Source organism: Streptomyces sp. NBC_00154 (assembly GCF_026342835.1).
In the GTDB taxonomy this organism is placed as follows: Bacteria; Actinomycetota; Actinomycetes; order Streptomycetales; family Streptomycetaceae; genus Streptomyces.
The window spans coordinates 768951-782984 of the sequence record NZ_JAPEMI010000002.1 but is presented as its reverse complement, the minus strand read 5'-3'; the positions used below and the strand labels follow the sequence as shown (position 1 = coordinate 782984).

General features: G+C 68.3%; 15 protein-coding genes and 2 pseudogenes. 9 read left to right on the top strand and 8 right to left on the bottom strand.

Annotated features, from left to right (window positions below; all coding sequences use genetic code 11):
• Positions 1 to 10: 10 nt before the first annotated feature.
• Positions 11 to 484 carry a VOC family protein gene (locus OHA03_RS39945; RefSeq protein WP_267008875.1) on the bottom strand — a complete coding sequence of 158 codons (474 nt, stop codon included), beginning with the start codon at positions 482 to 484 and terminating at the stop codon, positions 11 to 13.
• 691 nt (positions 485 to 1175) lie between these two features.
• Here OHA03_RS39945 and OHA03_RS39940 point away from each other — a divergent pair.
• The 5 genes and pseudogenes from OHA03_RS39940 to OHA03_RS39920 all read left to right on the top strand — a co-directional run bounded on the left by OHA03_RS39940 (position 1176) and on the right by OHA03_RS39920 (position 4344).
• Positions 1176 to 1337, top strand: a complete 162-nt coding sequence (locus tag OHA03_RS39940; protein ID WP_267008874.1) for a hypothetical protein — start codon at positions 1176 to 1178, stop codon at positions 1335 to 1337.
• 241 nt (positions 1338 to 1578) lie between these two features.
• Positions 1579 to 2184, top strand: coding sequence for an ABATE domain-containing protein (locus tag OHA03_RS39935; RefSeq protein ID WP_267008873.1), 606 nt, complete (start codon positions 1579 to 1581; stop codon positions 2182 to 2184).
• 118 nt (positions 2185 to 2302) lie between these two features.
• Entirely contained in the window at positions 2303 to 2704 is a 402-nt protein-coding gene (locus OHA03_RS39930) for a hypothetical protein (RefSeq protein ID WP_267008872.1), read from the top strand.
• A gap of 298 nt (positions 2705 to 3002) precedes the next feature.
• Positions 3003 to 3281 (top strand): hypothetical protein, encoded by a 279-nt coding sequence (locus tag OHA03_RS39925; RefSeq protein WP_267008871.1) that lies wholly within the window; start codon positions 3003 to 3005, stop codon positions 3279 to 3281.
• Between the two features lie 346 nt (positions 3282 to 3627).
• Positions 3628 to 4344, top strand: a pseudogene (locus OHA03_RS39920) (IS5 family transposase).
• Positions 4345 to 4358: 14 nt separating this feature from the next.
• Here OHA03_RS39920 and OHA03_RS39915 read toward each other — a convergent pair.
• The 5 genes and pseudogenes from OHA03_RS39915 to OHA03_RS39895 form a co-directional block, all read right to left on the bottom strand.
• Positions 4359 to 4874, bottom strand: coding sequence for a DinB family protein (locus OHA03_RS39915; protein ID WP_267008870.1), 516 nt, complete (start codon positions 4872 to 4874; stop codon positions 4359 to 4361).
• A 322-nt stretch (positions 4875 to 5196) separates the two neighbouring features.
• Positions 5197 to 7014, bottom strand: a complete 1818-nt coding sequence (locus OHA03_RS39910; RefSeq protein ID WP_267008869.1) for a hypothetical protein — start codon at positions 7012 to 7014, stop codon at positions 5197 to 5199.
• On the bottom strand, positions 7011 to 8072 hold the full coding sequence (locus OHA03_RS39905; RefSeq protein WP_267008868.1) for an ATP-binding protein: 1062 nt from the start codon (positions 8070 to 8072) through the stop codon (positions 7011 to 7013). The genes OHA03_RS39910 and OHA03_RS39905 overlap by 4 nt, the downstream gene beginning before the upstream one ends.
• 131 nt (positions 8073 to 8203) lie before the next feature.
• Complete coding sequence (locus tag OHA03_RS39900) at positions 8204 to 9928, bottom strand: PASTA domain-containing protein (RefSeq protein ID WP_267008867.1); 1725 nt, start codon at positions 9926 to 9928, stop codon at positions 8204 to 8206.
• A gap of 106 nt (positions 9929 to 10034) precedes the next feature.
• A pseudogene (locus OHA03_RS39895) lies at positions 10035 to 10280 on the bottom strand (hydrolase); the annotation flags it as partial.
• Here OHA03_RS39895 and OHA03_RS39890 point away from each other — a divergent pair.
• From OHA03_RS39890 to OHA03_RS39880, 3 genes are all read left to right on the top strand, one after another.
• On the top strand, positions 10237 to 10710 hold the full coding sequence (locus OHA03_RS39890; RefSeq protein WP_267008866.1) for a hypothetical protein: 474 nt from the start codon (positions 10237 to 10239) through the stop codon (positions 10708 to 10710). The pseudogene OHA03_RS39895 and the gene OHA03_RS39890 overlap by 44 nt on opposite strands.
• A 118-nt stretch (positions 10711 to 10828) precedes the next feature.
• Positions 10829 to 11392, top strand: coding sequence for a hypothetical protein (locus tag OHA03_RS39885; protein WP_267008865.1), 564 nt, complete (start codon positions 10829 to 10831; stop codon positions 11390 to 11392).
• Positions 11393 to 11600: 208 nt separating this feature from the next.
• Positions 11601 to 12326: an SDR family oxidoreductase gene (locus tag OHA03_RS39880; RefSeq protein WP_267008864.1), complete on the top strand. Its 726-nt coding sequence runs from the start codon at positions 11601 to 11603 to the stop codon at positions 12324 to 12326.
• Positions 12327 to 12454: 128 nt separating this feature from the next.
• Here the strand turns inward: OHA03_RS39880 and OHA03_RS39875 are convergent, their stop codons facing one another.
• Together OHA03_RS39875 and OHA03_RS39870 are read right to left on the bottom strand one after the other, a co-directional pair.
• Positions 12455 to 12931, bottom strand: coding sequence for a hypothetical protein (locus OHA03_RS39875; protein WP_267008863.1), 477 nt, complete (start codon positions 12929 to 12931; stop codon positions 12455 to 12457).
• A 45-nt stretch (positions 12932 to 12976) separates the two neighbouring features.
• The gene (locus OHA03_RS39870; protein WP_267008862.1) at positions 12977 to 13237 is read right to left on the bottom strand and encodes a transposase; all 261 of its coding nucleotides are present in this window, start codon (positions 13235 to 13237) and stop codon (positions 12977 to 12979) included.
• On the opposite strand from OHA03_RS39870, the gene OHA03_RS39865 reads away from it, so the two are divergent.
• Positions 13236 to 14033: a tetratricopeptide repeat protein gene (locus tag OHA03_RS39865; RefSeq protein WP_267008861.1), complete on the top strand. Its 798-nt coding sequence runs from the start codon at positions 13236 to 13238 to the stop codon at positions 14031 to 14033. The two genes, OHA03_RS39870 and OHA03_RS39865, sit on opposite strands and share 2 nt — an antisense overlap.
• Position 14034 lies beyond the last annotated feature (1 nt).

Here is a 14034-nt window from a genome sequence, read left to right as displayed (position 1 = left end):
CTGAGTGGTGTCAGCGGCCGGGGAAGCGCCGCTTGATCTCCTGGAGCACCCAGCCGTTGCCATCCGGGTCGCTGAACGTGGCGAAGGAGCCGTAGGAGGCGCGGTCGGGGTGCAGGCCGGCAATCCGTCCCTGTCCCTCGACCTGGTGGGTGACCTCTCCACCCTCGTGACCGTGGAAGAGCAGGCCCCCGGCGTCGTGGAACACCTCACTCACCTCGATGCCGCGGCCGACGAGCTCCGCACGGGCCTCCTCGATATCGAAGACGGCGAGGTACAGGCCCTGAGCCGAGCCGGGTGCGGCGGAGATCAGTCCCCGGCCGAACATGATCGAGCTCTCGGAGCCGGGCGGCGTGAAGTGCACCGCGCGCCAGTCCTCACTGACGGCCTTGTCGAGATCCAGACGGAATCCCACCTGCTCGTAGAAGGCCTTGGCCCGATCGACATCGGAAACAGGCAGCACGGTGACTTCGAACTTCATGTACATGTAAGGGTCCTTCTCTCTTGATGTCGGTGAATCCCACACCTGTGAGTCACCGGTCCATGGGGCCGAGGGCGGCAGAGCAATCTCTTCTGGCCGATCCCATCGGGTCACGGCGACGGATGCGTTCGCTGTCGCCGGCACGGATGCCGCCGGCTGCGAAGTACTTGTTCACTCGTCCACTCCGCGAGCGAACCGCCCAGTCGAAGCCCTTGAGTCGTGCTTCCCGAGCGACTCGCACCGTCATAGTTAGGACCGTAAGCCATTAGCTCATAACGCGCAACCTTCTGCGGAGAGGTTCGCGGCAAGCAGTTCGACGACGAACCGGGCCAAGACGCCTCGCCGCCATACGGGAAACGGGTGCCGTCACCAGGCCGGACGGCAAGGGGTGACGCCGCTCTTCGCCCACATCCCGGCACCTGCACACCGCCCGACGCGGGCGCACGCGGCGTCGGGAAGCATCGGACACAGGCGCGACATCGAGGCACGGGTCACTGGGCGAACGGCCGGCCCGAGCGATCCGCCGGCCCGCGTCACAGGTACGGCGGCAGCCGCGGGCGGCCGCTTCCCCGACATTCCGGCGAGCGCACTGACGGAACCAGCGCCCCGGCGACCGCAGGCACCGCGCCCACGGCCAGGCGGCGCGTGCTCGCGGCCACGAGCAGAACCCGGAAGGTGAACTGCCTGCCAGTTCGGGGTGACCACGTTCACTCCCACCGTCCAGCTCGGCGCCCCGTATTCACCGCCGTCGGTCATGGCCGCCCGGCGACGCGACGGGATGGCGGTCACCGAGACCGTCGCCCCATCGGACAGCGTGGGCACGTCGCGCCGCTCCCGATCCTCGCGCCGGGCGGGATGACCCCTCGTTTCCACCACCACGGCTGCGCACACCCGGGCGCGGCCCTACGGTGCCCCGGCCGGGCAGAACGCCACCATCGCCCATGCGGCCACACCGCGGCGGCGACCCGGCCGCGGCCCTGCGGGCTCCACTCCGCGCCCGGGGAGAGATGCTCATCTCACGGGAAGAGAATTGTGACCGTAATGGTTTCGGTCATAACCCCAAATGATTTAGCCTGCCTTCGAGGAAGGAGGACGACACGATGCCCCCGCGCACTACCGAGCACAGCCCGCTGACTCAGCCGCCGGCGGTCGATGCGGTCCTGCAATTCGTCAACACGCACACCTCAGGCCCCCGCCAGCTGACGGAGCGCTTCTACAACGCCCAGACCATGCAGGCATGGCTGCTGGAGAACGGCCTGGGTACGCCGACCACCCACGTCACGGAGGCCGACGCGGCCGGTGCACGCGAGTTGCGCGACGCCTTGATCATCGTGCTGCTAGCTCATTCCGGCGATAGGGACATCACGCCCGAGATCCTCGCCGAGGCTGAGGAAGGCCTGCGCGGTATCGCCGCCCGGTATCCGCTGGTGACGGTCGTCACCGCCTCGGGGGCGTCCTTGGCGACCACGCAGACCGACGTCCCCGGGCTGTTCGGCACCGTCCTGGCCAGGATCACCGAACTTGCCCAAACCGACATGTGGAACAGGTTGCGGGCGTGCCGGCACCAGCCGTGCCACTTCTGCTTCTTCGACCGGACGCGGAACAGCTCTGCCGCCTACTGCGGCACGAGGTGCGGCTCTCGGGCGTCCATGCGGGCCTATCGGCAGCGGAAGAAGAAGCTGCCTGCCAACGCCGACCTGACCTGACCTGACAGGTACGGTGCGTCCCCTGCCCCATAGAGCCCGTAACACGATCATGTGAATCGGTCCTGATGGCCGTATCGTGGCCAGCATTTAGGGGGCGGGACCGATCACCGGGGGTTGTGTGAACGTGGTCTGGGCGACGACGTCGCCGGAATCGGGGCGGTTCTCAGCGGTTGAGAGGCGTTCGGACGTCAGTGGCCTCTCGGTCCGCTTCAGCCAGCTGCGTGCCCGCGGGCACGGATACCTCGAAGTCCGGTTGGCGGACAGTGACTATCCTCTGCTCACCCTCGGCTTCCGAGGTGATCACGCGGTCGTCCATCGGTTCAGTGACGCTGAGAGGGTTTCTCTTCTCATCGGAGATGGCGCGACTCCCTCGGACGCAGTGGTTGCCATCCCGAACGTGGACGACCTGGCAGAGTTCACGGGTGACTTCGTCCTGAACATCGACCGCGCGTGGGCTCTTGTGCGGAACTTTATCCAGGCAGAGGCGCCCAACGATCTGGGCCAATGGTGTGCGCTGTAGCCGCGGACTTCGCGCGACGCGGTCGATGGCCGCGCGGCCACACAAACGTGTGTTGGAGCGGGTACCTGGCAAGAAGCCACCGTCGCGCAGATGAAATCCACCGATGCGGAACTACGAGCTCGCAACAAGATCATGGGTGAGCCTTCGTGAGGCATCGCCAGCAGATCAATCCGCAGGCCAACGAGACGAGGGCGTCGTGGAGTTCGAGGCGGCGCTCGAAGCCGCCGATGCCGAAACCGCCCGTGCCACCGGTCGCGGTGCCGCCAGAGGGGGTGCCCCGCCCTTGCGAAGGGCCCGGATGGAACAGACGGCGCTGCCACTGCTCCAGCGTGAGGCCGTTCTCGCGGAGAACCTCCCGGAGCCGCTCCTCCTCGGCGTCGATCGCCTGGCGGTCTCCTCGCGGACGGGCGCGTACGCCTCGCTCACCTCCCGGACCAGCTCGGCGTACCGCCGCTGCACCTCGTGCCATGCCTCGTCGGCGCGGCGCCGATCGCCGTGCATCCACCACCGTGCGTACGCCGCCCGCTCCCAAATGGTCTCCATCTCCGCACTGACGCGGTCCACCGCTGCGGCATAGGCGAGGGCAGCCTCGCGCCAGTGCCGGAACTCCTCCGACGCGCAACGGGCGCGCTTGCCTCGAGACAATCCGATCGCCTGCGGTCTCCGCAGGAGGAACAGGGACGGGAACCGGGCGCCGTACTGCCTGTCCTGGAGGAGAGCCCAGGGCAAGAACTCCTGGACATCCACCCGGCCATCGACAGGCTCCGTCGCCCCCTCAGCCTCCAGCATCACCACCAGCTGCCGATGGCTCACCAGTGAGGGCACCTCCGAGCATTTCATGACGCCTCCCCCCGCACCCCTTCCCACTAGGGTCTGTCCGACGGCGCTTGTGACCGCCTCGATCTCGGGTCGTTGGCATGGGCATGGGGCGGGGAGATTTAACGCATGTGGAGTGGGCCTGGCTGAAGCTGCATCTGCCGAAGTCCGGGAAGCGCGGTGGCCGTTGGGTCAGCCACCGCAGGGTCATCAACGGCATCCTGTATCGGCTGCGCACCGGGTGCCGTGGCGGGATCTGCCTGCGCGTTTCGGTTCGTGGAAGACCGACGGCGCCGGTGCTGCCGGGAAAAGACCCACGCCCCGGCAGCACCGCCCCGACGAGGGACTCGGTCGCTCCCGGGGCGGCCCGACCTGCAAGATCCATCTCGCCGGCGAAAGTGGACGCCGCCCTCCGGCCTTGCTGATCACGCCGGGTCAGTGGGGCGAAGCCCCGCAGCTCATCCCGGTCATGGAACGCATCCGCGTCGGCCGCCTCGGCGACGGACACCCGCACACCCGGCCCGGCCCGCTCGGCGGCGACAAGGCGACTCCTGCCGCCGCAACCGCCGCTACCTGCGCCGACGCCAGATCAAGCACACCATCCCCGAACCGAAGAACCAGCGGGCCAACCGCCAACGCCGGGCAGCAAAGGCGGCCGACCCGCCGGCTTCGACAAGACGATCTACAAGCGGAGGAACGAAGTTGAGCGAACGATCAACGCCCTCAAGAACTTCCGGGCCTTGGCCACGAGGTTCCACAAACGCGCCTACGTCTTCCACGGCACCGTCACCCTCGCCTCGATCAGACTCTGGCTCCGCCCATGAATGCCAGGCAGAAGCTAGACGCCGGTCTGTCCGTCGACGAGTTCACGCACGACATCGAGGTGACCGTTGTGGCGGGAAATCTCTTCGATGAGGTGGAGGACCACCCAGCGCAGGTCCACGTGGCGGCCGTCGCCGATAGGACGTTCGGCCGTGGAGTTCAGGTCGCGGTCGGCCACCAGGCGGCGATAGCGGGCGCTCTGTTCCTCGTACTCGGCGAGAAGCTGGGGCAACGGGATGTCGACCGCTGTCCGCATCTCGGGGTCGGGGTCGTCGTCGGTCGCCGCCGTGAGCGGCCCCTCGGGCTCCTCACCGAGAAACATCACCTGGACCCAGTGATGCTCGACCCATCGCAGGTGGCTGATCAACCCGCACATCGTCATCAACGGTGAATTCGGGAGCGGTGCCTTGCGGGCATCTTCCTCGGACACGCCCTCGCACTTGGCTCGCGCCGTGTCACGGGCGTAATCCAGGAAGGTGGCCAGCTGCGTACGTTCGTCCCACGTGGGGGGTGTATCGGTTCGTTGTGTCATCGCGGATGAGGTTCCCACAGCTCGGAGGCGGTGTCGCGTGATTTAGAAGCCGCGCAGGCAAGCGTGCAACCACCGCCTTGCGCCGGCACGGCCTGCAAGATCCGCCGGACAGACCCAAGGGTGCACACCGCACCGTCCCAGGGCAATGGCAGTGGCCCACCGGGCAGGTCCTGCTACTCCAGCAGGACTTCTGGCGCTCATCAGCGCCGAGCTCGAGGCGTTGTAGAGCCACCCCGGGCCGACAACGTCGCCTGAGCGAAGCGTGGCGGGAGTGCGTCGGCGAATTTCTGACCTCCACACGAGAACCTCTGACGCCGGACCCTCAGCTCAACCGGAACACCGGGCCGCGCGGTGTGAACGGCAGAGAGGCACCCTGCGGAATCAAGAAGGCGTGCTCGCGCCGGATCCGCAGGGTGTCGCACCAGCCGTCAGTGATGACGAGCATCGGGGCCGTCGGCGGGAATTCGTCGGCCCTCTGCAACAGGTCGATGCCCGGCTGCAGTTCGGTACCGCCACGGCCGCGCACCCGAACCCGGCCCGCGATCTCGGCCGGTGGCAGATAGCCGGCGTCGTACGGTGCCGCGTCGCAGAACACCACGCGCGCCGCGGGAACGTCGCGTGCCTCCGCGTACGAGGCAATGGCGCCGAGTGCCTTGCCGAGCAGGGTGCTGTTCATCGAGCCAGAGGTGTCGAGAACGACTCCGAAGGTGCAGCGGGCCGTCTCCTGAGGAGGGAAGTACCGGCCCGCGCGCGGGATGTCCGGTGTCGATGCCTGCCGCCGCGCCGGGCGGGCGTAGGACCGTACGGGTTCCGGTCGGGGGACGTACTCGTCGAACCAGCGGGCAAGCCTCGCATCCCACGGCACGGGCGGGTGGGCCAGCGCCCGGATCTCCTGGATCAGCCCGGCCGGCAGCAGGCCGCGCTCACCGTACTGATGCAAATCGAAGCCCTGCACCAGGCCTCGCCGGTAGAAGTCGTCCAGGTCGGTGTACGGGCGGGCCTCCGCGTGCGGCAGCGCCTCGCCGAGGATGTCACCGGCACCCTTGCCGCGAAGGGTCGCGAGCCGCCGCTGTCGGCGCAGGTTGACCGCGATACGGTCGTACACCTCCTCGGCGGACAGGTCCCGCAGGTCCGGGTCGTACAGCAGCCCCTGGGGCATATCGCCGACGCGCATCTGGACGAGCCAGTCGTTGACGACGTAGTCGGCCGCGACGTTGAAGAGGAACGGGTCGCGGCCACCGCGGCGTTCGCCGTGGCGCAGCGCGGCGTGCAGCATCTCGTGGGCGAGGATGAAGCGCCATTCCTCGTCGGTGAACGTGCGCAGTGGATTGATGTAGATCTCACCTGCGGCAGAGCTGACCGCGGCGATCGAAATGCCCTGCGCACGGGCCAGTTCGGCGTCGGCCACGACAGTGAGGCCCGCAGCGAGTCCGCCGAGCAGCGGGTACGAGGAGACGAACCAGTTCATGGCCCGGCCCCAGGGGCGCTGCGGCGCGCGCTCCCCGGTAACCCGGTCGAGGCGTCCGCCCGCCACGTCCATGGCGGTGGAGACGCTCCGAGTGAGGGCGTGCGCGAAGGCGGTCTCCCAGTCCGGGACAGAGGTGTTCCATGCCCGCCAAGTCGTGAGGACCTGGTCCGGGTGGCCGCCCGCAGTGCCGCAGAGCTCATAGGCGGCGGGGATGCCGTCGCGGCGCCAGCGGGTGGCGATCTCTGCCTCGTCACCGCCGGGATAGGACTCCGGCAGATGTCCAGGGGGACGGCCTATCGGGAAGGTGAGCAGAAAGCGGTTGACGACCGTGCAGCGGGCCGCGAGGTCGAACCGGTCGGGCTGCTCGCGCGGGTCGTCCGTGGCGGCCGGCACGTGCCCGAAGCCCAGGTGCAGCAGGCAGTGGGCAAGGACCCAGGCCCATTCGGCCGGATCCGCCCGCTTGGTGGGGTGGAGGTGGACGGTGCCGTTGGAGGTGACGGCGGCCAGTCCCCCGGCCGGGGTCCAGGCACACTTGGCCTGTCTGCAGACGGAAGCCTCGACAGCGGCGAAGGCCGGATTCCGCTTGACCATCGCGAGCCCCGCCGCGAACGCCTCGGCGGCCGGGTCGGACGTGCCGGCCTTGCCGTTTGCCCCGCCTGCCCTGGCCTTCATCGCCGGGCCTCGACCAGCCTGGGCATGTCACGTGCCGCCTCGACGAGGAACCAGGCGGGCAGTACCGGCTGTCCGTCGGCGTCGTCCGCGATGACAGTCTGCGCGACCTCGACCGAGATCTCGGCAAGCTGCACGAGCAGCGACTTGGCCCGGTAGGAGGTCTGCCGCATCGACGCCGAGACGTGCTCCTTCTGCCGTGGCAGCTCCTTCACCAGCCGTCCGCGGAACGCCTCGGCCAGGTAGTAAAGGAGGTCACGGTCCTCGAGCCGGGCGGGCCAGGAGGCGTCTCCCTTGAGGATCGCTTCGATGCCGAAGGTATGGCGCACAATCTTCGCGTAGCCGCAGAAGGAGACAGCGTGTGCGGGCGTCAGCGTACCGTGCACGATCACCTTCAGCGTCTCCTCATCGATGTCCGGTCCGAAGGAGTGCAGGGCGTCGGAGAGCATGTGCCAGGAGCGGGGCGTGGAAAACGGCTCCTCAGTCTTGGGCGGCTGCGACCACAGGTGGTCGGGGCGGTCGATGAGGTAGTCCGTCACCCAGGGGTGGATGCCGTTCTCCCCCGCCCACACCAGCCAGTCCGCTGCCGATGCCCGCAGATGGACATGGGTGAGCCGGTTGACCAGAGCGGACGCGATGGGCCTGGCCAGCGCGTTGTCCGTGGCGCGGTTGCCGGCCCCGATGACGATCGAGCCGGCGGGGAGCTCGTACGAGCCGATCCGCCGGTCCAGGATCAGCGAGTAGAAGGCCTTCTGGACGTCGGGGGTGGCGGCGTTCAGCTCGTCGAGGAAGAGGCAGTACGGTTCGTCGCGGGCGATGCTCTCCGGCGGGCAGAACACGGATCGCCCGTCACGGATCTGCGGCACGCCGATCAGGTCCTCCGGTGCGAGCTGCGTCCCGAGAAGACTGACGCACTCCAGTCCCAGCGACTCGGCGAAGCCGCGTACGAGCGACGACTTGCCGATGCCGGGCGCTCCCCACAGGAACACGGGCCGCACGGTGGCGAGCCCGAGCAGCAGGTCGGGAATCTGGGCGGGAGTGACGGTGACGGCAGCCTGCACGCGGAGGTGTTCCTTCGGGACGTGGGAGTTCGAGCCCGCTCAGTATGGGAGGCCCCACGGACCGCCGCAGCCGAATATCGGGCCGGTCGGTGCAGGGACGGCCGTACGAAGGGCGGCCGGAGTTCATCCCGTCATCCCGAGTAGTAACCCCAGCGGGCCAGGCCGTCCTTGCCCATGTAGCACTTCGCGGGCCGCCCGTCGACGGTCGTCGCGGTGGCGCCCACCGGGGAGCAGGACTGCCCGAACCGGGCGCCCCCCTGGCTGCTGCCGCCGCCCGAACTGCCGGAGGATCCGCCGCCGGTGGTGCCTCCACCGGTCGACGAGCTGCCACCGGTACTGCCTCCGCCGGTGCTGCCTCCCGTGGTGCCGCCGCCCGAAGTGCCGTACGAAGGCTTGGGGTCGGCCTTGGGCTTTGGTTGGGGCTTCGGCTTGGGCTTCGGCTTGGGACTGGGGCTGGGTGCGCTGCACGGGTCACCGGGGCCGATCAGCCACAGCGAGACCCGCGTCCACGTCGAGACTTCGGTGCCGGATTCCGGCTGCTGCCGGCACACCTGCCAGGCGGCCAGGTCACGTGCCTCGCCGTCCAGTTGCTTGCCGGTATGGGCGTGGAAAGGGACCGCGCGAGCGAGGCCGAGCTCGCCCAGGGCACTCGAGGCATCGTCGAACCGTTCGCCGACGAGGTCCGGCATGCCGATCCGGCGCGTACCGAGCAGCTGCGTCGGGCACTCCTCCCGCTCCGGGACCGCGTACAGAGTCAGCGTCCTGACGGGCGGACGGACCGTCTCGCCGCGGGCCGGCATCTGGAAGCAGACCCGCCAGTTCGCCTCAGTGCCCGTCACCGGCCGGAAGGCGGAGGAGGCATCGGCTGCCGACACGCGCAGCCACGAATGGTCGCCGGCCTCCGCCACGGCTGCCGACAGGGAGAACCCTTCGAATTCGGGGACGGTCAGGCTGCGGTCCGCACGCACCTCCGCCGCGGCCTCCTTCTCGCCGGACCCCGTGCCCGCTCCCCCACCGGCACCGGCACCGGCACCGGTGAAGAACAGTACGGCCACCGCCACGGACATCAGGACAGGATGCCGGCGCACCCACGTCAGGAACCGCGTCCTGCGACCGGGACGCAAGGGAGAGCCGGGAGGCAGGAGTTCCCCCGCGGCTTCGAGGAGCTTCCCCTTCGGGTCGAGCTTCGAGCCGTGCAGCTTGCGCTGCTTCCCGTCGACAAGGATCTCGACGGAGTCGAACAGGCCATACGTGCCGCGGAGGATCCTCAGCGGCTCCGTCACTCGGACCGCCTTGGGCCACAGGATGTTCCGGAGGAGAATGAGACCCTTCCCGGTCAGCGCTGCGTATCCCCAGCCGTCGTGGTACAGGGCCCGGACGAACTCCCCGGATTCCAGCTCGTCGAGCAGTGCCTTCCTGCCGACGTCGGAAAGCGAGACGGACTCGCCGGCCACGACCGCGCCGATGCGCGAGTCGCCGGTCAGAGGCCCGGACACGAGCCTTCCGGTGCGCAGGAGCAGATCGCCGGACACGTCGATCCGCGAGCCCCACAGGCTTGCGCTCCGGCCGTCCACGGACACGTCCACGCGCCGTGGAGAGCCGTACGCGGGGCGCAGTACCGCCAAGGGCCTCGCAACACGCGTCGCAGCATTCCCGTCCAGGAGAATGAGGGCGTCCTCGGTGAGCGCCGCGTGCCCTGTGTCCCGGCGGTACAGGGCCAGAACCGACTCCCCGTCCCCGAGGACACGGAGCAGAGACTCCGCTTCACGGGTCGGGAGCCCCACGGCCTCATGGGCCGCCACCTGCACGGTGCGTGAGTCGTTTCGCAGGAGACGCTGCACGGAAGTCTCGGACATGCTGGGATATTAACGACCCCCGTTCGAGGACCGGACACGGGTACGGGATCCCCGCACCTCCTCCGACCTGCCCCGATTCCTCGGGACCTCGACCACGCCTGCCGCCCTACTCGAAGAACTTCAGGCTCCAGCCGGTGTCGGCGGTCGGGCCGGGGACGTCGGCGCGGCTGTAAGTGGTGTTGCCTCACCAGGCGAACGTGCCGGTGTACCAGTACCGGTTCTCCCACGCGTACGGCGTTCCCTTCGGAACCGCGTGGAACATCAAGGGAAACTTCGGGCCGGCGGGCGGGCTGGTCTCGATGTCGCCGTTGAGCAGGACGAAGCTGTGGTGGCCGGGGTCGTTGACGTGCAGCGCCGTGAACTGGCTGAACCGCGAGATCCCCTACAACCAGGGCGCGTACGCCTCCGCCCCGGACGGCGACCACACGTACCGCACCGACTGCTCGGGCTTCGTGTCCATGACCTGGCACGCCGACACCAGTTACACCACCTACAGCCTGCCGAGCGTCAGCAGCACCATCTCGAAATCCGACCTCCAGCCCGGCGACGCGCTGAACACCCAGGACGGGCATGGGGTGCGCTTCGAGAAGTGGGTCGACATGGCGGCCGGCAAGTTCTTGTACATCCACGAGGCCAACACCAACGACGATATGATGCGTGGTCAGGACACCCCAACGGTGGTACCGGCGGCCGCATCGCAGGCCGCGCCGCCTCCGGCTATGTCGCCCTGCGCTACGACAAGGTCGTCAACGGCTAGGGCGTGTCCGACGGGTCGGAGTTGATCGGTGGGTTCTCCACCGGAGACCGGGCACACGTGTCTGATCCGCCATTGAACGTGTTCAGTAATGGGCCTAGGGTGGCGGCGAAATGGCCGCGGATAGGGCCGGGTCGGGGGTCGAGATGGCGCAACTGTTGGGCAGACGTGAAGCCAACCGGGTGGGGGCAGCGCCTTCGTCGGTATCGATGGCTGTGCTGTGTGTGGTCATTACCGCGTTGGCACTGGCGTGGACCGGACGGCTCGCCAGTCTCCCGACAGGAGGGGCGCTGCTCCCCCTCACGCTAGTGGTCGGGCTGCCAGTGCTGTTGGGTGCGAGCGCGCTCCTGACCGCCGCATACATCCTGCCGACTGTGGCCCTGGGGCATTGGTTCGGGCGGCTCGCAGGGCACGGGAGAAGGTGGTGGTGGGTGGCGGTCAGCACAGCACTGGGGCTTCTGCCCGCAGTCGGCCTGCCCACGATGGCCCGAATGTCGCAGAGCGGGATCCATGAGTGGCGACAACTCGCCATGGACGGGTTGCTGTTTGCGGGTGTGCTTTGGGCCGCTACGGCGCCGGCCTCCTTTGCCGTCCACATGACCGTGCTGCGTGAAGACGCAGGACGTCCGGTCCGGCCAGTTGGTGACATCCTCCTCTGGGGGACGCTCGGGTTGTCTATCGAACTCACCGCGTTGTTGGCATACCTCTGAGCCGTCGCCGAACCCCGTGTCCGGGCATCGAGCCCACACTGCATCCGAGATCTTGATGGCGCTCTGTGAAACCGGCCAGGTGATGCTCATGTCCTACCCAGACGTGTTCAGTGGATCTCCCCACTCGTAATTCGGCTGAAGGATGCAGCGCGTTGGACAGCACGGCTACGCTCACGGTGATCAACACAGGGTAGAAGGAGGTGCGCGAGTGGATCTCACTGGACGCACGGTGGTGGTTACCGGGGCCGGGCGTGGATTCGGGCGAGCGTTGGCCTTGAAGGCAGGTCGGTTGGGTGCGCGCGTGTTCGTGTCCGCGCGTTCTCTGGCTGCGGCCCAGAAAGTGGCCGATGAGGTGGCGACCGACAGTGGGGCGAAAACTGACGCGTTCGCCTGCGATCTGGCTGACCCGGCCTCCATCCGGGCCTTGGATGGAATCACCGCCCACGCCGACCGGGTGGATGTACTGATCAACAATGGCGCCCGCTACCTGGAAGGTCCCGATCTGTGGGACGCCGCCGACGACGCGATCACCGACACCATCGCCTCCGGAGCCACCGGCACAGTGCTGACGGTCAAACACTTCCTCCCACTGCTACGCGCCTCTGTTGGTGCGGACGTGGTCAACCTGGTCTCCTCGGCCGCGGAAGCCCGGAACCACCGCTCCCAGGCACACCCCGCGTTCTACGCGGCCAAAGCCGCCCAGGCCGGCTTCGCCGACATCCTCTCCCACCGACTCCGCCCTGAGAGCATCCGTGTCATCTCGCTCTACCCGCCGGACTTCATGGACGGCGACCCACTCCACTCCACCTGGGATCACGCTTCCCGGACTGCAGGCGACCCGCTGACCGCCCAATCCGTGCTCGACTGCGTCCTGTTCGCGATCGGCCAGCCGCGAGACTGCTTCATCCGCTCCTTCCACTTCGAGCAGATGTAGGCGTCCGCCCAGACCCAACGCCACCAGTGCGGACGATCGCCCCTACTTGCTTGCTGGGACAACCACCCGAGCAGCGCGAGCGGCCCTGGCCGTTTTCAAGGCTCTGTCCGCAGTTTCGTGAGCCCCGTTCAGAAGGACCGGTAGATCCTCTCGGGATCGTCGTGAGCCCATGCCGCGTACTCCTCAAAGCCCAGGTTGCCGATGCTCAGGTTCGCGTGGACGTCGTGGATCCCTGCGGGGAGGGTGCGGAACTCACGGCCGAACTCGGTCAGCCGCTCGTAGTCCTCATCGTCCACGCACTCCTCCCGCGTCATCGTGGTGACCGCCAGCAACGCGTGGCTTTCGGCCTGCATAGTTGTCCGGTCGGCGAGAAAGACGACTGCCAGGTTGTCGTCGGCGCTGACCACAGTCAGCACCTCGTCAACGGTCGCCCCTGCCCAGGCCGGATCGTCTATGAAGTGGACGTGCGCCTCGTACTGCCTGTCCCCCGCCGGCTCCATCAGCGCCGCCGCCACGTCCTGCCACGCCTGGTCGTCCTGGTAGTCCGTCCTGACGACCAGGGCATCGAACTCATCACGGCCGGTGACGGCGGGCAAAGCTCTCATGGATCCTTCTCCTCGGTGACGATCGGTGAGCCGTGCCCGACTGTCTCATGGACCGTTTTCGAGGATGCGGGTCCGCAGGAGTTCGAACGAGGCTCGGCCATACATTGCTCTCTTGAGTGTTTTCACCCGATTCACGTGGCCTTCGACCACCCCGGAGTTCCATGGCAGGGTAAGTCCGGCGATGACGGCGTCGAGATCCTGGCGGAGGAAGCCGGCGAAGCCCTTCATGGGCTTCGGTGCGTCCCGCTCGGCCTGCCTGATGGCTCCGAGCATGACCCACCGGACGATGGCATAAGGTTCCCGCATGCAACTGGACGAGGGCCGAAGGGCAGCCGAGGCCGGGGACTGGGTAGCTGCGGGGCACGCCTTCGTCCGGGCCGCAATGGAGGGCAATACGGAGGGTGCCGAGCTGGCGGTCCGGGTGACCGTCGAGCTTGTACCGCTGGCGGATGGTGGGTCGGCGGAGGCCGCCGCGCTGCTCGCCGGGATCTACTTGGAGTACTTCGACGAGTCGGCCCTGCCCATGGCTGTGCGTTATGCCCGTGCGGCGGCCGAGGCCGGCCTTCCGGCGGGGCAGCGCACCTATGGGCACATGTTGGTGATGGGTCTGGGCGTCGCAGAGGACCGCGCGCGTGCCGCCGAGCTATTCCGGGCGGCCTCCGAGGGCGGGGACGCCTATGGCGTGTTCAACCTTGCCCAGTTGGTCGACGACCCTGACGAGTCCCTGCGGCTGTTGGAGGCTGCCGCACGTGAGGGGATCGTCGCCGCCGGTGCCCTCCTCGCCGACCGGCTGTCCGCTCTGGACCGGGACGAGGAGGCGCTGGGGTGGTACGTCTGGGCGGCCGAGCGCGGGCATACGGGGGCGATGAACGCCGCCGCCTGCTGGTACCGCGACGGCTTTGGCACCACCCCGGACCCGGTGCAGGCAGTGCGCTGGTTCTTCGTCATGCTCGCCCACGGCGACGGAAACGGCATCCACGAGGCGATCCAGCTGGCGAAGGCCGGGGCCCTGGACGAGGAGCAGATCCGCGACGCCGGGCGGCTCGCCGACGATCCTGGGGCGGCGGAGGCCCTGATCGGCGCGGCTCTGGGCGGCGACTGAA